General features: G+C 72.5%; 17 protein-coding genes. 4 read left to right on the forward strand and 13 right to left on the reverse strand.

The genetic code is table 11. The annotated features are described in order from the left end of the window. Positions 1-473 precede the first annotated feature (473 nt). Positions 474-2,090 carry an amidohydrolase gene (locus S1361_RS07950; RefSeq protein ID WP_208031138.1) on the reverse strand — a complete coding sequence of 539 codons (1,617 nt, stop codon included), beginning with the start codon at positions 2,088-2,090 and terminating at the stop codon, positions 474-476. A gap of 98 nt (positions 2,091-2,188) precedes the next feature. After that, positions 2,189-2,629: an Lrp/AsnC family transcriptional regulator gene (locus S1361_RS07955; RefSeq protein ID WP_014671472.1), complete on the reverse strand. Its 441-nt coding sequence runs from the start codon at positions 2,627-2,629 to the stop codon at positions 2,189-2,191. 233 nt (positions 2,630-2,862) lie between these two features. Here S1361_RS07955 and S1361_RS07960 point away from each other — a divergent pair, with 233 nt between their 5' ends. After that, positions 2,863-3,297 carry a hypothetical protein gene (locus tag S1361_RS07960; RefSeq protein WP_208031139.1) on the forward strand — a complete coding sequence of 145 codons (435 nt, stop codon included), beginning with the start codon at positions 2,863-2,865 and terminating at the stop codon, positions 3,295-3,297. A 6-nt stretch (positions 3,298-3,303) separates the two neighbouring features. Here the strand turns inward: S1361_RS07960 and S1361_RS07965 are convergent, their stop codons facing one another. The 3 genes from S1361_RS07965 to S1361_RS07975 all read right to left on the reverse strand — a co-directional run bounded on the left by S1361_RS07965 (position 3,304) and on the right by S1361_RS07975 (position 7,034). Continuing rightward, on the reverse strand, positions 3,304-4,401 hold the full coding sequence (locus tag S1361_RS07965) for a phosphotransferase family protein (RefSeq protein ID WP_208031140.1): 1,098 nt from the start codon (positions 4,399-4,401) through the stop codon (positions 3,304-3,306). 13 nt (positions 4,402-4,414) lie between these two features. Continuing rightward, on the reverse strand, positions 4,415-5,515 hold the full coding sequence (locus tag S1361_RS07970) for an Rv3169 family protein (protein ID WP_208031141.1): 1,101 nt from the start codon (positions 5,513-5,515) through the stop codon (positions 4,415-4,417). A gap of 343 nt (positions 5,516-5,858) precedes the next feature. Further along, positions 5,859-7,034 carry an acyl-CoA dehydrogenase gene (locus S1361_RS07975; protein WP_208031142.1) on the reverse strand — a complete coding sequence of 392 codons (1,176 nt, stop codon included), beginning with the start codon at positions 7,032-7,034 and terminating at the stop codon, positions 5,859-5,861. Positions 7,035-7,362: 328 nt separating this feature from the next. Here S1361_RS07975 and S1361_RS07980 point away from each other — a divergent pair, with 328 nt between their 5' ends. Further along, positions 7,363-8,595, forward strand: a complete 1,233-nt coding sequence (locus S1361_RS07980; RefSeq protein WP_208031143.1) for a glycoside hydrolase family 18 protein — start codon at positions 7,363-7,365, stop codon at positions 8,593-8,595. A 19-nt stretch (positions 8,596-8,614) separates the two neighbouring features. Here S1361_RS07980 and S1361_RS07985 read toward each other — a convergent pair whose 3' ends face one another. The 5 genes from S1361_RS07985 to S1361_RS08005 form a co-directional block, all read right to left on the reverse strand. Next, on the reverse strand, positions 8,615-9,262 hold the full coding sequence (locus tag S1361_RS07985) for a TetR/AcrR family transcriptional regulator (protein ID WP_208031144.1): 648 nt from the start codon (positions 9,260-9,262) through the stop codon (positions 8,615-8,617). 78 nt (positions 9,263-9,340) lie between these two features. Next, a complete protein-coding gene (locus tag S1361_RS07990; protein ID WP_208031145.1) occupies positions 9,341-9,481 on the reverse strand; it encodes an SCO1431 family membrane protein in 141 nt (46 codons plus the stop codon). Positions 9,482-9,598: 117 nt separating this feature from the next. Further along, entirely contained in the window at positions 9,599-10,966 is a 1,368-nt protein-coding gene (locus S1361_RS07995; RefSeq protein ID WP_208031146.1) for a peptidase C39 family protein, read from the reverse strand. Between the two features lie 282 nt (positions 10,967-11,248). Beyond that, positions 11,249-12,775, reverse strand: a complete 1,527-nt coding sequence (locus S1361_RS08000; protein WP_425086594.1) for an amino acid permease — start codon at positions 12,773-12,775, stop codon at positions 11,249-11,251. A gap of 49 nt (positions 12,776-12,824) precedes the next feature. Then, entirely contained in the window at positions 12,825-13,781 is a 957-nt protein-coding gene (locus S1361_RS08005) for a hypothetical protein (protein ID WP_208031148.1), read from the reverse strand. Positions 13,782-14,056: 275 nt separating this feature from the next. On the opposite strand from S1361_RS08005, the gene S1361_RS08010 reads away from it, so the two are divergent. Next, entirely contained in the window at positions 14,057-14,650 is a 594-nt protein-coding gene (locus S1361_RS08010) for a uridine kinase family protein (RefSeq protein ID WP_208031149.1), read from the forward strand. 461 nt (positions 14,651-15,111) lie between these two features. Next, the gene (locus tag S1361_RS08015) at positions 15,112-16,986 is read left to right on the forward strand and encodes an AAA family ATPase (protein WP_208031150.1); all 1,875 of its coding nucleotides are present in this window, start codon (positions 15,112-15,114) and stop codon (positions 16,984-16,986) included. Positions 16,987-17,035: 49 nt separating this feature from the next. Here the strand turns inward: S1361_RS08015 and S1361_RS08020 are convergent, their stop codons facing one another. The 3 genes from S1361_RS08020 to S1361_RS08030 form a co-directional block, all read right to left on the reverse strand. Further along, positions 17,036-18,127 (reverse strand): hemolysin family protein, encoded by a 1,092-nt coding sequence (locus S1361_RS08020; RefSeq protein WP_208031151.1) that lies wholly within the window; start codon positions 18,125-18,127, stop codon positions 17,036-17,038. Then, complete coding sequence (locus S1361_RS08025) at positions 18,124-19,458, reverse strand: hemolysin family protein (RefSeq protein ID WP_208031152.1); 1,335 nt, start codon at positions 19,456-19,458, stop codon at positions 18,124-18,126. Before S1361_RS08025 ends, S1361_RS08020 begins: the two co-directional genes overlap by 4 nt. Positions 19,459-19,622: 164 nt before the next feature. Beyond that, entirely contained in the window at positions 19,623-20,090 is a 468-nt protein-coding gene (locus tag S1361_RS08030) for a PH domain-containing protein (RefSeq protein ID WP_208031153.1), read from the reverse strand. Between the last annotated feature and the right edge of the window lie 9 nt (positions 20,091-20,099).

Here is a 20,099-nt window from a genome sequence, read left to right on the forward strand (position 1 = left end):
CTGAGTTTTTTCGGCGCCTTCCCGCTGTCTTCCGGTGCCTTTCCGCCGTACGCCGAACACCGTCGCCACGACGGCGGATGGGGGCCCGGCGCCCTTCGGGCCGACCTGGGACCCGCTGGCTGCGGATCGACCGAAAGCCGTTGTCTACTGAACGCCCGGGCCCCACCCGGGTCACACCTGGCCGACCAGCCTGAACGTTCCCGTGTCGCCGCGGGCGCTGAGCCTGGCTCCCAGCGACGGTGCCCCGGTGCGGCACACCGTCCCTGACCCAGCGGCGCTGCGGCGAGTCGGCTGAACGTCCCCCGGTCGGGCGTCCGGTGGTGGACTCGAACGAACCTACCGGGCCCTGGCCGTCGACTGTCAACAGCCACCTGACCAGGGAAAACGGCATCAACGCGGCGGTCTGCGGGGAGGATGCGCAGGTCGGGCGGCGGGGCCGCGGCGGCGGCCGGCCGCCGCGCCACCCCGGGAGATCACTCGCCCGGCCGTACGAACACCGTCCGCCCGCCCACCACCGTGCGCAGGCAGACCGGCAGGTCCCGGCCGGGGGTGAGGTCGGGCAGGCCGGGGGTGCCGGAGCGCGGGTCGGTGGACCAGCGGGCGACCCGGTCGTCGGGGGCCTGGACGATCAGCTCGTCGGTGCGCCAGACGGCGTAGTCGGCGGGGGCGCCCGGGACCAGGACACCCGCGTCGTCGCGGCCGATGGCGCGCCAGCCGCCGCGCGTGTGCGCGGTGAACGCGGCGCGGACGGAGATCCGGTGCTCGGGCGTGTGGTGGAAGGCGGCGGCCCGGACCGTGCCCCACGGGTCGAGCGGGGTGACCGGGCTGTCGGAGCCGAACGCGAGCGGCACCCCGGAGCGCAGCAGCGCGGCGAACGGGTTGAGGGTGCGGGCCCGCTCCACGCCCAGACGCCGGGCGTACATGCCGTCCTCGCCGCCCCACAGTGCGTCGAAGGCGGGCTGGACGGAGGCGATCAGGCCCAGTTCGGCGAAGCCGGCCACGGTCTCGGGGGTGAGCATCTCGGCGTGCTCGACGCGGTGCCGGGCGGCGCGGATCCGGGCGAGGCCGAGCTTCTCGGCGGCGGCGCGGACGCCCTCGACCACGGCGGTGACGGCGGCGTCGCCGATGGCGTGGAAGCCGGCCTGCAGGCCCGCCTCGGTGCAGGCCACCACGTGGGCGGCGACGGCGTCGGCGTCCAGGTAGGCGGTGCCGGTGTGGCCGGCGTCGGCGTACGGCTCGTGCAGGCAGGCGGTGTGCGAGCCGAAGGCGCCGTCGGCGAAGAGGTCGCCCGCGGCGCCGGCCGCGCCCAGCTCGCGGGCCTTGGCCACGCCTTCCTCGGCCCGCTCGGCCCAGTAGCCGACCACGCGGGGGCCCGGCAGCTCGGCGGCGAGCCGCAGCAGGCCGGTGAAGTCGTCCTCGGAGGAGATCTGCGGGCCGCCGCACTCGTGCACGGTGCCGATGCCGAGGGAGGCGGCGTGCGCCAGGGCGGTGCGCTGGGCCTCGGCGCGCTGGGCGGGCGTGAGAGCGGCGAGGGCGGCCTCGCGGACGGCGTGGTGGGCGTCGGCGGTGAGCGGGGCGTCCTCGCGCGGGACGTCGCCGGGGACCAGGTCCAGCAGGGCGGTGGTGACGACCGCGGAGTGCACGTCGATGCGGCTCAGGTACAGGGGGCGTCCGCCGGTGGCCGCGTCCAGTTCCGCGCGGGCCGGCGGGCGGCCGCCGGGCCAGCGGGCGGCGTCCCAGCCGTGGCCCAGCAGCACCCGGTCGTCGGGGCGGGCGGCGGCGAACTCGCGGATCCGGGCGAGGGCCGCCTCCAGGGAGGGGGTGCCGGACAGGTCCAGGCCGGTCAGCGCGAGGCCGGTGGCCGTGGTGTGCACATGGGCGTCGGTGAAGGCCGGGGTGACCAGGGCGCCGTCGAGGTCGACCACCTCGTCCACGCCGTCGGCGAAGGCGTCGGCGGCACCCTCGGAGCCGACCCAGGCGACCTGGCCGCGCTCCACCACCATCGCGGTGGCGAAGGGGTCCGCGGGGCTGTGCACCTCGCCGCGGCGGAGCAGGACGGTCTTGGGGGGCTCGGCGGTGCTGTTGCTCATGGCCGACAGTTTCCCTCGCCACCGAGCAGGAGCCGCACCTGGGGCGCCCGAAAGGGCGCCCGGCACGGGGTGGGCGGGCGGCGGGCGCCTGGCGGCTGTCAGATCTTCGGCGGCCGGGCCTCGTACGGCGTCGAGAGGACCACCGTCGTCCGCGTCGAGACCCCTGCCAGCGAACGCAGCCGGGCCAGCAGTTCCTCCAGCTCGTGCGGGGTGGAGACGCGCACCTTGAGGATGTAGTTCTCGTCGCCGGCCACGCTGTGGCAGGCCTCGATCTCGGGGACGCCGGCGAGGCGGTCCGCGATGTCGTCGGGGGCGCTGGGGTCGAACGGCTTCACCGAGATGAACGCGGTCAGCGGCAGCCCGACGGCCTCCGGGTCGACCACCGCGGCGTAGCCGCGGATGACGCCACGCTGCTCCAGCCGGCGCACCCGCTGGTGCACGGCCGACGTGGACAGGCCCGTGGCCTTGCCCAGGTCTGTGTAGCTCATCCGCCCGTCCTTGACGAGCAGCTGCACGATCTGACGGTCCAGCTCCTCCATGCCGCCACAACCTACCGTGCGCATGATCTCCGCGGATACTTCAGAGACGCAGGTCATTCCCGGTTCGGGAGAAAAACCACCGGGACGGGCACCTGCTGGTGGCATGTGACGAACACCACACATCCCGAACAGGCTCCGTGATGCTCTCGTGATTACCGCCGGGGCCGGACGGGAAGTGCTTGCTGTGGTCGAGGCCGCAGCGCCTTCACGGCCCAGCCTTAGGGGGAGAACCCATGCAGAGTACCCACCGCCCTGGTCGGTCCACGTCCACACACCGGCAGCCGGTCGCCGAGCCCGAACCGGAGGGCGTCGAACCCGACGCCCTCGACGAGGAACTGGACGCCTACGACACCTTCGAGATGTACCGGGTGATCTGCCCGGACTGCGCCCAGCCGATCGCGCTGCTGGCGGACGAGGAGGTCCTGCCGGAGCACGCGCTGTGCGCCTCGCCGTGGAACCCGTTCGGGCTCACGGTGTGCGCGGGCACGGGCCGTTCGGCGGCCGACGCCCGCCCCGCGGACGAGTCCTTCGAACCGCAGGAGCAGGACACCGCCCTGCTGCTGACGCTCCCCCAGGGTCTGAACTGGCGGACGCAGCCCTTCTCTCACGTCGGCGGCCCGGGCTCGCGCCCGATGCGCGTGCCGGCGATGCGCCGCCAGGCCGCCTGAGCCGCCTCACCGCTTCCCGTGGGTGCCCTGCACCATGGCGCGCAGGCTGTCGTGGTGCAGGATCAGCGTGTCCGGGTCCGCCGGGACGGCGGCCTCCCCGAAGTGCACCCGGCGGTAGGCGATGCGCAGCATGACGATGGCGTGCCGCAGGGCGGCGTAGAGGATGTGGAAGTCCATGTCCCGCGGGGTGTGCCCGGTCAGGTGCGCGTAGCGGGCCTCGACCCGGTCGCGGCGCAGCAGGCCGGGCAGACCGCGCTGCCCGGAGCCGGTCGTGAGGTCCTGGAAGAACCGGTGCAGGTAGATCGTCCAGCCCAGGTCCACCTCGCGCGGGGCGGGCGCCGCCATCTCCCAGTCCAGCACGGCGACGGGTTCGAAGCCGTCGTAGACGATGTTCCCGATGCGGGCGTCTCCCCAGGTGAGGACGGGTGCGCCGGGTTCGCGCGGCCACAGCTCGGCCAGTCGGTCGAACGCGTCCTCGATGAGGGGTGAGCGGGCGAGGCCGTCGACCACCCAGGAGTAGTAGGCGCGTTGGGCCGCCACATGCCGGCGCAGCGCGTCGCCTTCCCCGGGCAGGGCCAGGAACGGGGCCGTGGACAGGGGCACCTGGTCGTGCAGGCGGGCCAGCAGCCCGATCGTGGCCGCCTCCAGGTGCTCGCGTTCGGCGTCGCTCGCCGCGTGCAGCCAACTGCCCTCGTAGGTGTACGGCATGACGTCCGGGGGCACGCGCCCGGCCACCCGTTCCATGACGAAGAACGGCGCCCCGAGCGGTGCCGGGTCCTCCTCCAGCCAGAGCACCCGGGGCACGGGTACGTCCGTGTGCTCGGCCACGAGCTTCAGGGTGCGGTACTGGCGGGCCATGTCGTACGCCGGGAAGACGGTGTACGCCGCCGGGTCCGCCGCCATCCGCAGCGCGCAGGAGCGCACCGGCGGCCGCGGATGGTCGATGTCGAACAGCAGGGTCTCGCTGGACATGCCGTTGGAGGCCGGAACGGTGACGCCGGTGGCCCCGGCGCCCGGGAGCCGGGTGCCGAGCCAGGCGGTGAGCCGCCGGGTCAGTTCCGTGCGGTCCCGCGTGCTGGTGCGGGGACGAGGTGCCGTGGCCATGGGCGGAGCCCCCTTACGGCGCTGTGGAGGTGAAGTCCGTGAACCCGCTCGGATCGTGCCGGCCGAACGAGCCGTGCTCGAAGATCCCGTACCCGGTCCGCCCGTCCATGCGGAAGCGCGCGGAGTGGTCGGTGACGCCGTAGGCGGCGAGCGGGTGCGGTGCCGACATGTCGTAGGTACGGTGGTCCACCCAGCCGCCGCCACGCCAGGTGCCGTGCTGCCAGTCGTCGGCCGGCGGGTAGCCCGCGCCGACGGCCAGCGGCGAGGAGGCGAGGATCTCCACCTCCAGTTCCCGCGGCGTGCGCGCGTCGCCGAGGTGGACGACGGCGCGCTCGGGGTGCCGGGTGCCGGAGCGGTAGCCGATCTCGGCGCGGGGCCAGCCGAGTTGGCGGTCGCGGTGGCCGGGACGGACCAGGGTGGCGTCGTTCAGGGAGCGGTAGCCGTCGGCGTCCTCCTGGACGACGACCATCAGGAAGCGGTCGTCGAAGCGGACCGGGCACCAGATCCAGTGGAAGCCCTCGGTGGGGTGGTCGGCGGCGAGCCGGCCGCCGTCCTCGCCGGGTACCGGGCGCACGCCCCAGCTGCGGTCCCGGGTGCCGGTCCAGCCCTCCACCGAGACGGCGAACTCCGCCCCGCCCGCCCGGATCACGCCCTCGGCCCGTCCCGCCTGGACGAAGCGGCGGCCCTCCAGGGTGAGCCGGTCGCCCCGGCGCTGGAGGTGGTGCGGCTCCCACAGGGCCGGGAAGTCGGCGGTCCAGGTGAGGTCGTACGCCAGCAGGTCGTCGGTGCAGACCAGGCGCAGGCGCCGGAGCGGCCGGACCACCTCGATACGCAGCGGGCCGACGGCGAGCCGCATCCGGTCCTCGCCGAGGGCGTCGGAGGCCCGCACGGCGTGCAGGGTGTCGCCGGTGCGGAGGGTGGCGTAGGCGTCGGTCACGCCGAGGTTGGGGTAGACGCCGAGGCCGAGGATGAGCAGGGCGCGGCCGGTGTGGTCGAAGACGTGGAAGATGCAGCGGTCGTAGGCGTTCCGGTCGCCGGTGGCCACGTGCTTCATGGAGAGCGGCACCTGGTGCACTGGGTACTCGTCGAGCGGTACGGGACGGTCGTCGGCCACGGACACCCCCTGGACGATGGTCCGCTGACGGTACGTCAGCCGACCGCAGGAGGCCAGAGGGGGGAAGCGGACGGGCGTGAACTGACGCTCTATTGCGCCGGAGGGTGACCTGTCGGGCCGTCGCCGCGTTGCCCGGGTATGACCCCCACGTACGCGACGACCGGGCGTCAGCGCCGCATTTTCGTCCCGCGCCCGGCAGAATCGGTTCCGCCGCCCCTGCCGCAGGACCCGCCCATCTACCGCGACCTCATGCGCACCTGGGCCGACCGGGGCCGCACCCTGCCGGGCCGCCACGACCCGGAGTGGGTCAGGCTGGCGGCCCCCACGGTCCTCACGGGCCAGTTCAGCGACCTTCCGGCCCCGCCAGGTGACGGGCGATGACCATCCGCTGGATCTGGTTGGTGCCCTCGACGATCTGCAGGACCTTGGCCTCGCGCATATAGCGCTCGGCCGGGAAGTCGGCGGTGTAGCCGTAGCCGCCCAGTATCTGCACCGCGTCCGTGGTGACCTTCATGGCCGCGTCGGTGCAGTGCAGCTTGGCCATGGCGGCCTGCTTGGCGAACGGCCTGCCGGCGTCGCGCAGCCGCGCCGCGGCGAGGTACAGCGCACGGCCCGCCTCGATCTGGGTGGCCATGTCGGCGAGCATGAAGCGCAGGCCCTGGAAGTCGGCGATGGCCCGGCCGAACTGGCGGCGCTGGGTGGCGTAGCGGACGGCCTCGTCCAGCGCGGCCTGGGCGAGGCCGATGGCGCAGGCTGCGATGCCGAGCCGGCCGGAGTCGAGCGCCGCCAGGGCGATGGAGAAGCCCTGGCCCTCCTCGCCGATGCGCCGGTCGTCCGGGACGCGGACGCCGTCGAAGTGCACCTGGGCGGTGGGCGAGCCCTTCATGCCCATTTTCTTCTCGGGGGCGGCGCCGCTCAGGCCGGGCGCGTCGCCGGGCACGAGGAAGGCGGTGATCCCGCGCGGGCCGTCCTCGCCGGTGCGGGCCATCACGGTGTAGAAGTCGGCGATCCCGCCGTGCGTGATCCAGGCCTTGGTGCCGTCGATCACCCAGCTTCCCTCGGCGTCCCGTACGGCCTTGGTGCGCAGGGAGGCCGCGTCGGAACCGGAGGACGGCTCGGACAGGCAGTAGGCGCCGAGCAGGCCGCCGCCCAGCATCGCGGGCAGGTGCTCGACCTGCTGCTGCTTGGTGCCGTAGGTGGCGAGCGCGTAGGACGCGAGCGTGTGGACGCTGACGCCGAGACCGACGGTGAGCCGGGCCGCGGCCAGCTCCTCGAGGACCTGGAGGTAGACCTCGTACGGCTGGTCGCCGCCGCCGTACTCCGAGTCGTACGGCAGGCCCAGCAGGCCTGCCTCGGAGAGCAGCGTGAAGATCTCGCGCGGGAAGCGTCCCGCGTCCTCCTCCTCCGCGGCCTTCGGCGCGATCTCGCGCTGGGCGATGTCCCGGACGAGGGCGAGCAGATCTCTCGCCTCCTCCGTGGGCAGTTGACGCTCCACCGGCTGCGGGTCGCGGTCGGACATGGCGTCGGCTCCTCCCTGTTCGGGCACCGGCGGTCCGGCCCGGGGTGGGGGGCGGCTCCGCCTGATCGTTGCGCTGGGCCGAAGGCGCCGGCTCCCGGGTCTCGGAAGCCGCTGACCTGCGGCATGCGCTGTGAGTATGCCCGATCGGCGACCTCCCGTCACCAGTTAACGACCGCTTACTTCAAGAGTCCAGCCGAGGTGTCCCGCCGGGCGGGAATTGGTCCGAACCATTGACCAAATGGTCTAGTCCTCCTACTGTGCATGACCAACGCTTTACCGCGTTCATGCCAATCGGCGCACGATCCCCTCCCCCCACGAGGAGACACCGATGCACACTCCCCACCGCTCCCTCGTCCGGGCGCTCGTCTCGGCCGCGTGTACCGCCGCCCTCGGCGCCGGCCTGCTGGCCGGCACCGGCACGGCGACCGCGGCGGCCCCGGACGCGCCGCAGCTGACGGCCGGCTCCAAGGTCGTCGGCTACTTCACCGAATGGGGCACCTACGACCGCAAGTACTACGTCAAGAACATCGAGACCTCCGGCTCCGGGGCCAGGCTGACCCACATCAACTACGCCTTCGGCAACGTCACCGGCGGCAAGTGCGCCATGGGCGACTCCTACGCGGCCACCGACCGGGCCTACACCGCCGCCGAGTCCGTCGACGGCGTCGCCGACACCTGGGACCAGCCGCTGCGCGGCAACTTCAACCAGCTGCTGAAGCTGAAGAAGAAGCACCCGGGCCTGAAGATCCTGTGGTCCTTCGGCGGCTGGACCTGGTCCGGCGGCTTCGGCGAGGCCGCGAAGAACCCGGCCGCCTTCGCCCAGTCCTGCTACGACCTGGTGAAGAACTCCAAGTGGGCGGGCGTCTTCGACGGCATCGACATCGACTGGGAGTACCCGAACGCCTGCGGCAGCACCTGCGACACCAGCGGGCGGGAGGCCTTCAGGAACCTGATGGCCGCCCTGCGGTCGAAGTTCGGCTCCGGGAACCTGGTCACCGCGGCGATCACCGCGGACGCCACCAGCGGCGGCAAGATCGACGCGGCGAACTACGCGGGCGCCGCCCAGTACGTCGACTGGTACAACCCGATGACGTACGACTACTTCGGCGCCTGGGACGCGACCGGCCCGACCGCCCCGCACTCCCCGCTGAACTCCTACTCGGGCATTCCCAAGGCGAACTACTACACGTCGGCGACGATCGCCAAGCTCAAGGGCCTCGGCATCCCCGCCTCGAAGCTGCTGCTCGGCATCGGCTTCTACGGCCGCGGCTGGACCGGCGTCACCCAGGCGGCGCCCGGCGGTAGGGCCACCGGCCCGGCGGCGGGCACGTACGAGCAGGGCATCGACGACTACAAGGTGCTCAAGGCCAAGTGCCCGGCGACCGGCACCGTGGGCGGCACCGCCTACGCCAAGTGCGGCAGCGACTGGTGGAGTTACGACACCCCGGCGACCATCGCCACGAAGATGACGTACAAGAACCAGCAGGGCCTCGGCGGCACGTTCTTCTGGGAGCTGAGCGGCGACACCGCGAACGGTGAGCTGATCAGGGCGATCAACTAGCCCGGGCGGCCGGCTCCGGTCAGCCGCCCCGGCGGGCCGGCGGCGGGGCCGGGTGGGCGGGGTCCAGCTCCTCCACGGCGCGCAGGGCCCCGCCGAGCGTCTTCACCAGCAGCTCACGCATGGTGTCGCGGGACAGCCGGGGGCGGTCGATCCAGTCCAGGGTGGCGCCCTCCACGCTGCACACCCAGGACAGCAGGCCCATCCGGGCCAGCGGGGAGATGTCACCGCGGCCGTAGGCCCCCTCGGCGATCGCCGCGATGATCGCCTCGCGTACGCCGTCCCGGATCGCGTGCACCTCGGTGTCGAAGCCGACGCCGCCGCTGACGATGGTGCGGTAGGCGGCCTGGTGGTGTTCGGCGTAGCGCAGATAGCCGTCGATCGTGCGGTGCACGCGGTCCACGGCGGGCAGCCGGAGACTGCCGGCGGCGGAGGTGACCAGGTCGGCGACGGAGTCCTGGATGATCGCCAGGTAGTAGCCGCGCTTGGACCGGAAGTAGTAGTAGATCAGCCCCTTGGCGACCCGCGCCTGGCGGGCGATGTCGTCCATGGACAACGCGTCGTAGGACGTGTCGGCGAACAGCTTCCGCCCGATGGCGATGAGTTCGGCGCGGCGCGCCACGGAGCGCTCGGTGCCGCGCACCTGGGTGGCGGCACGCTGCTGCGGCATGTTCACGGTCGACCCTGGACTAGGCGCGGCGGGACTTCCGCAGTATGTCAGAACAATCCGCAGGCGTGAGCGGTCGGTTCAGAGCAGGCCGAGCCGGGTCACGAGCATGGCGAACACCGCGACGAGGATCCATCCCAGGGCGTGCTCAAGAATCCTGGGCCCGTCTTCCCCGGGGCCTCCGGTGACGGCGCGGGGGGCGGTGGCTGGATGTGCGGTCATGGTGTGGCTCGCAGAGGTCGGACGTGTACGGCGGAATCCCCCACCCATCCGTCCACCATGCCACCCGCGTCCGGGTCCGCGGCGATGAGCTTGGTCACAGGCCGCGGGAAGCCGGCCTCAGTGCACGCCCACCGCGGCGAGCGCCTTGCGCTGGTGCGGGGTCGGGTGGGCCGGGAAGTAGAGGTAGCAGACCCCGCCGGTACCGGAGACGACCTTGCCGGAGGCGTTGTACCGCTTCGTCCTGAGCCAGATGTTCTCCCACTCGCGCCGCTTGTAGACGCGCCGCACCGCCTCGTCGCTCGGCGAGGCCGGGTCGCCCGCGATCACGTCCCCCTCGGCGGTGAAGCCGATGACGGTCATCAGGTGTCCGGAGGTGCCGTAACCGGCCCCCGTCAGCTCCTCCTTGAGGAACGACTGGGACGTTATGGCCGGGATGCCGGCCGCGATCAGCGTCTCCAGGTCGGTGAGGGAGGAGAGCCGGGTGACGACGCCCTGCAGGCCCGCGAAGGTGGCCGCGTAGGCGGCGTTGAAGGGCCAGTTGCCGCAGCCCTGGTACTGGTGGTCGTAGGTGGAGCGGGCCGCGTGGCACACCTGCGGGTCGGCGTAGGAGGGGTCGACCCAGGACAGCTGCTCGGGGGTGAGCCGGCCGCCCCAGTACTCGATGATCATCTGCGAGGAGGTGGGGCTGCACCAGGCCTCGCCGCCGTTGTCGTACTCGGGGTACTGGCCCTTGTGGATCTCCTGCGAGTAGCGCGGGACGGCCAGTTCCTGGGCGAGTCCGGGGGTGGAGGCCGGGACGGTGAAGCGGTCGGGGATGTCGGAGCCCATCGCGCCGAGCCGCCAGACGGTCGGCGTCAGGTGCGTGCCGGGCCGGCGGTACAGGGTCAGGCGCAGCCGGTACGACGTCAGGCGCAGGCCGGTGCTCGGGTCGTCGATGGCGAAGGTGTCGGTCCAGATGGTGCTCTTGCCGTCGGTCTGGTCGTCCACCGAGGTCCGCTTGATGTCCCGGTCGCCGGCCGCCCAGCGGCCCATCACGTACCAGGGCGTCTCGGTGCCGTCGGAGTACGTGCCGTGCAGCTCGACCTGCAGCCAGGTGCCGTCGGGGGTGTCCGCGTTCCAGGAGGCGACGGCCTCGGTCGCGGGCACGGTGAGCCGGTGCGCCGGGGAGGTCCAGGTCGCGTACTCCCAGGTGGCGGTGGTGCCGGTGTGCGGGTCGGTGTAGTCGGTACGGCCCGCGGGGGCGCCGATCACGACGCCGGGGCGCCGGCCGGACACCGCTCGGGCACCCTGGACGGTGCCACAGCGCCAGTCCCGGTACGTCGTCCAGGCGTGGTAGTCGATCGGGCGGGCCTGCACCTGGCCGGGATGGTCGGCGGCGGCGGTGCGCGGTGCGGCGGCGGCAGCGGGAGCCGCCGTTCCGGTCACCGCCGCGGCGACGGCTACTGCCAGAACGGTTCTGCGGGACGGCTCTTGGGCTCTGCTCATGGGCGCGACGACCCCCAGGGTGTCCGAGTCGGGCTGGTCCGGTGCGCCAACTATGAAGGAGGCCGGACGGCCCTGCCAGCACTTCCGCGCATGCCGCGCCAGGAACATTGGTCTCGGCCACTGGAAGGCCGTACCGCCGGGGCCGGTGGCCGCCCGCCCGCGCCGGCGGGGTGCCGCCAGGAAGCCGGCGGCGGGTGCGTGGGGCCGCGCCGGCATACGGCCGGCCCGCCCCACGCACCCGCACCCGCCCGCGGTGCGCGACCACCCGAGTGGACGGCCCCGTCAGACGAGATCCATCGCGGCGACCTCGTCGGGGCGCCCGTAGCTCACCGGCCCCTGGAAGCGGCGGCGGGCCGTGGCGAACCACCACACCGTGGCCACCAGAAGGACGACGGCGAGCGCGATCGGCGCGTAGTTGAAGGAGTCGACGGTGATCGGCGAGGCCTGCGGCAGCATGAACAGGACGCTGCTGAGCAGGATCCAGACCACCGCCAGCCAGCCGATCGGCCTGCCCCAGCGGCCCAGGTGCCAGGGCCCGGGCTGGAAGGCGTCACCGAGCCGCAGCCGCAGGAAGATCGGCACGGCGTAGGCCAGGAAGAGCCCGACCACGTTGACGCTGACGATGGCGGTGAACGCCGTGTGCGACCACCAGCCCGGCACCACCAGGGCCAACGAGCAGACGACCGCGAGCCACACGGCCTTCACCGGTGTACGGGTGCGCGCCGAGACCGAGTGCCACCAGCGGGAGCCCGGCATGGCACCGTCCCGGGAGAAGGCGAAGATCTGCCGGGTGTTGCTGGTCAGGTTGGCCAGACCGCAGAAGAGCATCGCGCCGATGACGATGAGCAGCATCACCTTGGCGGTACGCAGCCCGAGCCCGTCGACGAGGATCCGGACCGGCGGAGCGGGCGCCCCGGCCACCGCGGCGTAGTCGCCGATGCTGTAGACCAGTGCCAGCATCAGGACCAGGCCGGCGACCGCCGAATAGCCGATGGCGCGGGTGATGCCCTTCGGGGCGCTGACCGTCGCGCGGACCGTTTCCTCGGACATGTGGAAGCTGCCGTCGAACCCGGTGAAGGTCCAGCTGGTCACCAGCAGGCCGAGCATGCCGCCGTAAAGGCCGCTCGTGAAGCCGGTGTTGTTCTCGAAATGCGTCACGAAGGACGCGGACCGGTGGTGATCGGGCATCACTATCAGTGCTCCCACGATCACGACGAGTCCGATCAGCAGCCACCACACGGAAATGCGGTTCAGCAGGGCGACGAGCTGGACGGTGTAGGTGTTGGCGACCCCCTGCAGCACGATGACGACGGCCGTGATCAGGACCGTCTGGTGCGCGGTCGGCTGGTAGGAGGGCCACTGCAACTGGGCGAACACCTGGATGAAGGTGGCGGCGGCATAGCCGGTGGCGGCGGTGCCGCCGATCTGGCCCACGAAGTTCAGCCAGCCCGTGAACCACGACCAGGCGCCTTTGTGCCGCTTGGCGAGTTTACCGGCGGAGAAATAGAGGGCACCGCTCGTCGGAAAGGCGGAGGCGACTTCCGCCATGGCCGCGCCGATGAGCAGCACCATGAGCGAGACGCCGATCCAGCCGAAGACGAGAATGCGCGGTCCGCCGGCGTTCATGCCGAATCCGAAGGACGAGAAAATACCCGAGAGGATATTGATGATGGTGAACGAGATCGCGAAGTTGTCGAACGCCTGGAAACGCCGGGTGAGTTTTCGCGGATAACCCATCGCATGCAGGGTGGCGTCGTCGTCGAGCACGACGGAGTCCGCGGCGCGGGCCCGCGACCGGGGGGTCGACATCCGTTCCGACACAGATCGGCCTTTCTCTCGTGGGGGGTGGGACGAGCGGTCAGGCGGGTCCCGGGACGGGCAGGCCGCAGGCGCGCCGGGCCCGGGAGAGCTGCTCGACGGGGTCGCCGAAGGCGCTCCAGGGCATGCGCGAGGCGTACGGGCCCATCGCCGTGAAGACCGCCCGGGCCTCGAACTCGCGCCGGCCCATGACCAGCGCGTGCGCGAGGTAGGCCAGGTCGAGCACCGGGGTGAAGCGGTAACCGGCCACCGTGGGCAGCCAGTTCTGGTAGATCGCCAGCGCGGTGGCGCGCCACTGGGGCTGTTCCCAGACCTGGTCGGCGAGCAACTGGGTGGGGTTGTAGCTCTCGACCAGGGCCACCAGGGGCAGCAGCCGGAGGGCGGAGTCGGCGGGTGCCCGCTGGCTGAGGAAGGCGGCCACGTCCCAGGCCGCGGTGACCGAGCCGCCGTGACGCGTGAAGAAGAAGGACAGGAAGCGGTGGTGGGCCTCGCGGTGCCAGGGGTCGAGGGAGAGAATGTGCGCGAACAGCCGCCACGGGCCGGGCGGGGCGGTGAGCAGGCCCTGCGGGGCGGGGTCGCGCAGCCGGTGCAGCCGGGCCATGGCGAGCCGGGCGACCCAGGGTGTGGGGTCCGCCGGGTCCGCCTCGGCGGCCCGGTCGCAGGCGGCCAGCGCGATCCGCTCCAGCGCCTCGGCGCGGTCGTCGCGCGCGTCGGCGGCCCGCAGCGCACGCTGCACCGCGACCCGGGCCCACATCAGCGCGGCCTCGGGCGTCGGCTCCTCGGCGAGCCAGCGCTCCACCAGGTCGGTGCCGGCCGCCTCGGAGGCGAGGACCAGTGAGCGGTGGGCGCGCAGGGCGAAGTCGGAACGCGTCTCGGCGAGCGCCTCGTGGGCGTATCGATAACGACCGGCGCGCACGTCGACGCATACGCTCGCCAGGACGCGGTCGTCGGCCGCCGGATGCCACACATAGTGCCCTTCGAATAACTCCGTGGCCATGTCCCCCTGCCCAGTCCCCGCTCGACGCATCACGGTGCGCAGGAGGCACCTTACTCAGCGTCGGCCACACCCGGAACGCCGAATTCGACATATCGGTCAGGGGATTCGGAATGTTTATCGGGTGCCATTGACTGGCCGCCAGCCGATGGTTCAAAACGCGACGTTTTCCGTCCGGCGGCTCCCCCGGTTCCGCCGCTGTGGGCCACTACTAGACTGTTTCACGGAAAACCCACACACCACACCACACGCCCCACCGGCACCACCACACCCCGGGAATGACCATTCACGACCTCGCCGAGAGACTGCACGGACTCCCTCCTTCACTGGGACCGGTCCGGCTGATCGCCGTCGACGGGCACGCCGGCTCCGGGAAGTCCACCTTCGCCGGCCGGCTGGCGCACGCACTCGGCGGTGCTCCGGTGCTGCACCTGGACGACATCGCCAGCCACGAGCAGCTCTTCGCCTGGACCGACCGGCTCATGACCCAGGTGATCGAGCCCCTGGCCCGGGGCGAGAGCGCGCACTACGCCCCGTACGACTGGCGGGCCCGCACCTTCGGCACCCCCCGCCCGCTGCCGGCCGCACCCGTCGTCCTGATCGAGGGGGTCGGCGCGGGCCGCCGGGCACTGCGGCCGTACCTGGCCCGGCTGCTGTGGATGGAGCTGCCCCGCGAGGAGTCCTGGGCGCGCGGCCGGCAGCGGGACGGTGCCGAGCAGCGGGAGTTCTGGGAGGGCTGGGTCGCGGCGGAGCGAGCGCACTTCGCCGCCGACCCCTCGCGCCCCCACGCCGATCTGCTGGTGCTGCAGCGACAGGAGGGGTACGGGGTGCTGCCGGGGCCCGGGGCGCCCCCGAAGCCGGGCACGGTGTGACGCACTGTGATGGACTGTCCCCGATGTGGTGAAGTGGTGAAGAGCCGTGCCGGGCAACTTCCCCGAGTGCCTCAACTTCGCTTGACCCGGGGGCCGTACAGGTCTTACGTTCTCAATGTGCGGCTTTCGGAGTCGCCCACCAACGCGAAGCCCCCGGTTGTTCCCCCGTGACCGGGGGCTTCGTTCTGCCCGCAGGCCCCTTTTCCCGGGCGTCCCGCGCACCGGGCTTCTCACCCTCGGTCACGAAACGCCGCGCGCCCCGTCTGCTCCCACCTCGCCGAACGCCCCGTGCGGCACCCTTCGGCCCGCGCGGGTACCGCGGGTACGATGCCCTCGGTGCGACCTTCGAGCGGCTGCCTCGCACCTGCAACTCCGGTCCGCGGCACAGCGGTTCGACCGCGGCGGCCGTCGGGCGACTGCCCGGTGGTGAACCACGGGGGCACGGTTTGTGGGGGGACGTGATGGACTTCGGCACGCAGGGCCCCGAGGCCCCGGCCGACCTCGCCTGGCTGCGGGGTGTGGACGCCTACACGATGGGCGCCTACCCGCAGGCGGAGGAGGAGTTCCGCACCGCGGTGCGGATGGACGGGGGCATGGCGGACGCCTGGCTCGGGCTGCACGCGCTCCGGGTCGACACGACCACCGCGCTGCTGCGGATGTTCCGGCACCGCGATCGCTTCGGCGAACAGCGCACCCGGCACCGCCGGGCCCTCAACTCCTGGTACTGGCTCGGCTGGTGGGTCCAGCCGGTGCTGGAGAGCCCGCGCGATCTGCTGCTGGCGCACGCCTCCCACTGGCTGGACGGCCGGCACGTGCCCGAGCTGGACCGCGCCCTCGCCGGCCTGCCCCCGGTGGACGCCGACCCGCAGGTCCGCTTCCTGCACGCCTGCCGCGCCTATCTGGTCAAGGACTGGGAGCAGCTGGTCCGGCACACCGACCCGCTGCTGGACGATCCCCTGCTCGGCATCGAGGCCGGCCTGTTCGGCGGCATGGCCCGGGTCCGGCTGGAGATGTACGGCCAGGCCGAGCCGCTGCTGGCGGCCGCGCTGATGCGGTGCCGCAGCGAGCAGCCGCAGCGCAAGGAGCTGCGGTACTGGCTGGCGCGGGCGCACGAGGGGACCGGGCGCTCGGCCGCCGCGCTCCCCCTGTACCGGGCGGTGCACCGGGTCGACCCGGCCTTCATGGACACCTCCGCCCGGCTCGCCGCCATCTCCGAGGGCGACGGGTACGACGAGGCGGCCGGCCTCGCCGCGATCACGCTGACCGGCGCCGGGCAGGACACCGTGGACGGGCCGGACGGCTTCGATCCGCTGTTCGGCACGGAGGGCCGGGACCTGCGACTGCCCGAACCCGATCTGCCGACCGGGCCGCTGCCGTCGGTGACCGATCCCTCGGTGCGGGTGAAGACAGGGGTGTCCGGGGTGTCCGCCTCGCCGATCCCGGCCGGCCCGACGGACCCCGCGTTACTTGAGGAGGCGCTCGCCGAACTGGAGCGCATGGTGGGGCTCGAACCGGTCAAGCGCCAGGTCAAGGCGCTGTCGGCGCAGCTGAACATGGCCCGGCTGCGGGCCGGGCAGGGGCTGCCGGTGCAGCCGCCCAAACGGCACTTCGTCTTCTCCGGGCCGTCCGGTACGGGCAAGACCACGGTCGCGCGGATCCTCGGGCGCGTGTTCTACGCACTGGGGCTCCTGGGCGGTGACCATCTCGTGGAGGCGCAGCGGGCCGACCTGGTCGGCGAGTACCTGGGCCAGACGGCCGTGAAGGCCAACGAACTGATCGACTCCGCGATCGGCGGGGTGCTCTTCGTGGACGAGGCGTACTCGCTGTCCAACTCCGGATACGGCAAGGGCGACGCGTACGGCGACGAGGCGCTGCAGGTGCTGCTGAAGCGGGCCGAGGACAACCGGGACCACCTCGTGGTGATCCTGGCCGGCTACCCGGAGGGCATGGACCGCCTGCTCGCCGCCAACCCCGGTCTGTCGTCCCGTTTCACCACCCGGGTGGACTTCCCCTCCTACCGGCCGCTGGAGCTGACCGAGATCGGCAAGGTGCTCGCGGCGGAGAACGGGGACCAGTGGGACGACGAGGCGCTGGACGAACTGCGCTCCATCGCCGGGCACGTGGTCGACCAGGGGTGGATCGACGAGCTGGGGAACGGGCGGTTCCTGCGGACGCTGTACGAGAAGAGCTGCGCGTACCGGGACCTCCGCCTGTCGACGTACGCGGGTTCCCTGTCCCGGGAGGACCTGGCGACCCTGCGGCTGCCCGACCTGATGCAGGCCTACGGGGAGGTGCTGTCGGGGCGGGGGCCGCAGGATCCGTCGTCCTACAGTTAGGGGTTTCGTCCGGATCAGGTGGGACCCGGGCTGATCCGGACGCAGTCCCCTAGGCCATCGCTCCGGCCTCCTCCGGTTCCCCGCTCGCCCTCGGTTCGGTCAGCCGCACCCCGGGGGCCTCCCGGTGCGCCGGGTCGCGTACCTCTCCCACCAGCATCTCCAGGACGTCCTCCAGGGCCACCAGGCCCAGGACCTTGCCGGAGGCGTCGGCCACCTGGGCCAGGTGGGTGGCCGCGCGGCGCATGACGGTGAGGGCGTCGTCGAGCGGCAGCTCGGCGCGGAGCGTGGCCATCGGGCGCCACACCTGCTGCGGGACGGCCCGGTCGGAGTCCTCCAGGTCGAGGACGTCCTTCACGTGCACGTACCCCATGAAGGGGCCCTTCTCCGTCGCCGCGACCGGGAAGCGGGAGTAGCCCGTGCGGGCGGTCAGCTCCACGATCTCGCCCGGGGTGACCGAGGGCTCCACCGTGACCAGGGACTCCCGGCGCAGCAGCACGTCCGTCACCGGGCGGGAGCCCAGCTCCAGGGCGTCCTCCAGGCGCTCGCGCTCCTCGGGGTCGAGGAGGCCGGCCTGGCCGGAGTCCTCCAGGAGCCGGTTGAGCTGCTCGGTGGTGACGACCGCCTCCACCTCGTCCTTCGGCTCGACCCGGAACAGCCGCAGGATGCCCTGGGCGCAGAAGCCGAGGGCCACCGTGATCGGCCTGCACAGGCGCGCGAAGTAGACCAGGCCGGGGCTGAGCCACAGCGCGGCCTTCTCCGGCGCGGCCATCGCGAGGTTCTTCGGGACCATCTCGCCGATCACGAGGTGGAAGAAGACCACCGCGGCCAGCGCGATGACATAGCCCAGCGGGTGGATCATGCCGTGCGGGAGGTGGATCCACGCGAACACCGGCTCCAGCAGGTGCGCCACGGTCGGCTCGGCGACCGCGCCGAGCGTCAGCGAGCAGACGGTGATGCCGAACTGGGCGGCGGCCATCATCTGCGGCAGGCGTTCCAGGCCGTACAGCACCTGGCGGGCCCGGGCGGTGCCGAGCGGTTCGATCTGGCTGCGGCGGACGGAGACGAGCGCGAACTCGGCGCCGACGAAGAATCCGTTCGCGAGTACCAGCAGCCCCGCGAAGACCAGTTGGAGGACGCTCATCGGGCGGCCTCCATCGCGTTCGCGGCCGGGGCCGTCCTGACCAGGCGGACCCGTTCGGCGCGGTAGTGGCCGACCTGGCGGACCGAGAGCCGCCAGCCGGGCAGTTCGGCCCGGTCGCCGGGGGCCGGGATCCGGCCCAGCAGGTCGGCGACCAGGCCCGCGACGGTCTCGTACGGCCCCTCGGGCACGTCCAGGCCTATGCGCTGCAGGATGTCGACGCGGCAGCTGCCGTCCACGTCCCAGGCGGCCCTGCCGTCCTCGGGCGGGGCCGGGGCCAGCTCGGGCATGTCCTTGGCGTCGTGCTCGTCGCGGACCTCGCCGACCAGTTCCTCGACGATGTCCTCCAGGGTGACCACGCCGGCCGTGCCGCCGTACTCGTCCACGACGACCGCGATGGGCTGCTCACTGCGCAGCCGGGCGAGCAGCGGCTGGACGGGCAGGGTCTCGGGGACGAGGAGCGCCTTGCGGGCGATGCGGCCGACCGGGGTGCGCAGCCGGTCGTGGACCGGGACGGCGAGCGCGTCCTTCAGATGGGCCATGCCGACGATCTCGTCGATCTTCTCCCGGTAGACGGGGAAGCGGGACAGGCCGGTGGCCCGGGTGAGGTTGACGACGTCCTCGGCGGTGGCCGAGTCCTGCAGCGCGCTCACCCTCACGCGCGGGGTCATGACGTGCTGTGCGGTCAGCTCGCCCAGGGACAGCGTGCGGACGAACAGGTCGGCCGTGTCCTGCTCCAGGGCGCCGGCCCGGGCGGAGTGCCGGGCCAGCGAGACGAGCTCGCCGGGGGTGCGGGCGGAGGCCAGCTCCTCGGCGGGTTCGACGCCGAGGGCGCGGACCAGCCGGTTGGCGACCGTGTTCAGCACGGAGATCACCGGGCGGAACAGGCGGGCGAAGCGGTGCTGGGGGCCGGCCACGAAGCGCGCGACCTGCAGCGGCCGGGACACCGCCCAGTTCTTGGGCACCAGCTCGCCGATCACCATCTGGATCGCGGAGGCCAGCAGCATGCCGACGACCACGGCGATGCCGGAGGCGGCGCCCTCGGGGATGCCGAGCGCGGCGAACGGGCCGTGCAGCAGCTCGGCCAGGGCCGGTTCGGCGAGCATGCCGACGACCAGGGAGGTGATGGTGATGCCGAGCTGGGTGCCGGAGAGCTGGAAGGACAGCTCCTTCAGCGACTCCACGACCGTACGGGCGCGGGCGTCGCCGTCGGCGGCGGCCTGCTCGGCCTCCGGACGCTCGACCGTCACCAGGCCGAATTCGGCCGCCACGAAGAAGCCGTTCGCGAGGATCAGCAGGAACGCAGCTGCGAGGAGCAGCAGGGGGATGGTCACGCTGCCACCGCCTTCCCGCTCTGTCGGGCAGGGGTGGCGCAGGTACTACAGGACGATCCGTCCATCGCCGGAGAGGGTCACTCCTCGGGTAGCAGGAACCCCTGTGCACCGGGCGGCGCGCAGGGGCGGAGGCGCAGCGAGACGGCCTCCGCCCACCAGATTAATCAAGATCTGGGCTCGTGCGGCAGGGTGGACGGCGCCGAGTGGGCCTCGGCGAGCGCCCGGAGAGCCGTGGCGTCGGCGATGGCCCGCTGCTTGGCGATGCCCGGCTGGATACCGAGCGCCGGCAGGCTGGTGCCGTCGCTCAGGTCGAGGAACACCCAGGGGTCGCCGGGCCGGAGGTTCACCCGGAGGATCTCCTCCCAGGCCAGGCGCCGTTTTCCGGCGATGTTCACCACGGTGACGCCGGACGCGTCGGCGACCACCTTCACCCGGGCCAGCCGGGCCAGCACCCAGAAGATCAGCGCCCCCGTGATGACGAAGGTCAGCCGGGAGCCCGGGCCGATGTCGAGCAGCAGGGCGATCCCGGATATCACCACGAAGATCACGACTCCGGCGGTGAGCAGGATCGCCCGGGTGTGGCCGGGCCGGAAGGTGACGGGGAGGCCGGGAAGGGAGGTCGGGTCGGACATCGGCGTACC

The organism is Streptomyces cyanogenus (assembly GCF_017526105.1).
Lineage (GTDB): Bacteria > Actinomycetota > Actinomycetes > Streptomycetales > Streptomycetaceae > Streptomyces > Streptomyces cyanogenus.

Bases quoted from the DNA above. Each gene is read 5' to 3' on its own strand.
- S1361_RS07950 (WP_208031138.1), bottom strand. From the start codon at position 2,090: ATGAGCAACAGCACCGCCGAGCCCCCCAAGACCGTCCTGCTCCGCCGC.
- S1361_RS07955 (WP_014671472.1), bottom strand. From the start codon at position 2,629: ATGGAGGAGCTGGACCGTCAGATCGTGCAGCTGCTCGTCAAGGACGGG.
- S1361_RS07960 (WP_208031139.1), top strand. From the start codon at position 2,863: ATGCAGAGTACCCACCGCCCTGGTCGGTCCACGTCCACACACCGGCAG.
- S1361_RS07965 (WP_208031140.1), bottom strand. From the start codon at position 4,401: ATGGCCACGGCACCTCGTCCCCGCACCAGCACGCGGGACCGCACGGAA.
- S1361_RS07975 (WP_208031142.1), bottom strand. From the start codon at position 7,034: ATGTCCGACCGCGACCCGCAGCCGGTGGAGCGTCAACTGCCCACGGAG.
- S1361_RS07980 (WP_208031143.1), top strand. From the start codon at position 7,363: ATGCACACTCCCCACCGCTCCCTCGTCCGGGCGCTCGTCTCGGCCGCG.
- S1361_RS07985 (WP_208031144.1), bottom strand. From the start codon at position 9,262: ATGCCGCAGCAGCGTGCCGCCACCCAGGTGCGCGGCACCGAGCGCTCC.
- S1361_RS07990 (WP_208031145.1), bottom strand. From the start codon at position 9,481: ATGACCGCACATCCAGCCACCGCCCCCCGCGCCGTCACCGGAGGCCCC.
- S1361_RS07995 (WP_208031146.1), bottom strand. From the start codon at position 10,966: ATGAGCAGAGCCCAAGAGCCGTCCCGCAGAACCGTTCTGGCAGTAGCC.
- S1361_RS08000 (WP_425086594.1), bottom strand. From the start codon at position 12,775: ATGTCGACCCCCCGGTCGCGGGCCCGCGCCGCGGACTCCGTCGTGCTC.
- S1361_RS08005 (WP_208031148.1), bottom strand. From the start codon at position 13,781: ATGGCCACGGAGTTATTCGAAGGGCACTATGTGTGGCATCCGGCGGCC.
- S1361_RS08010 (WP_208031149.1), top strand. From the start codon at position 14,057: ATGACCATTCACGACCTCGCCGAGAGACTGCACGGACTCCCTCCTTCA.
- S1361_RS08015 (WP_208031150.1), top strand. From the start codon at position 15,112: ATGGACTTCGGCACGCAGGGCCCCGAGGCCCCGGCCGACCTCGCCTGG.
- S1361_RS08020 (WP_208031151.1), bottom strand. From the start codon at position 18,127: ATGAGCGTCCTCCAACTGGTCTTCGCGGGGCTGCTGGTACTCGCGAAC.
- S1361_RS08030 (WP_208031153.1), bottom strand. From the start codon at position 20,090: ATGTCCGACCCGACCTCCCTTCCCGGCCTCCCCGTCACCTTCCGGCCC.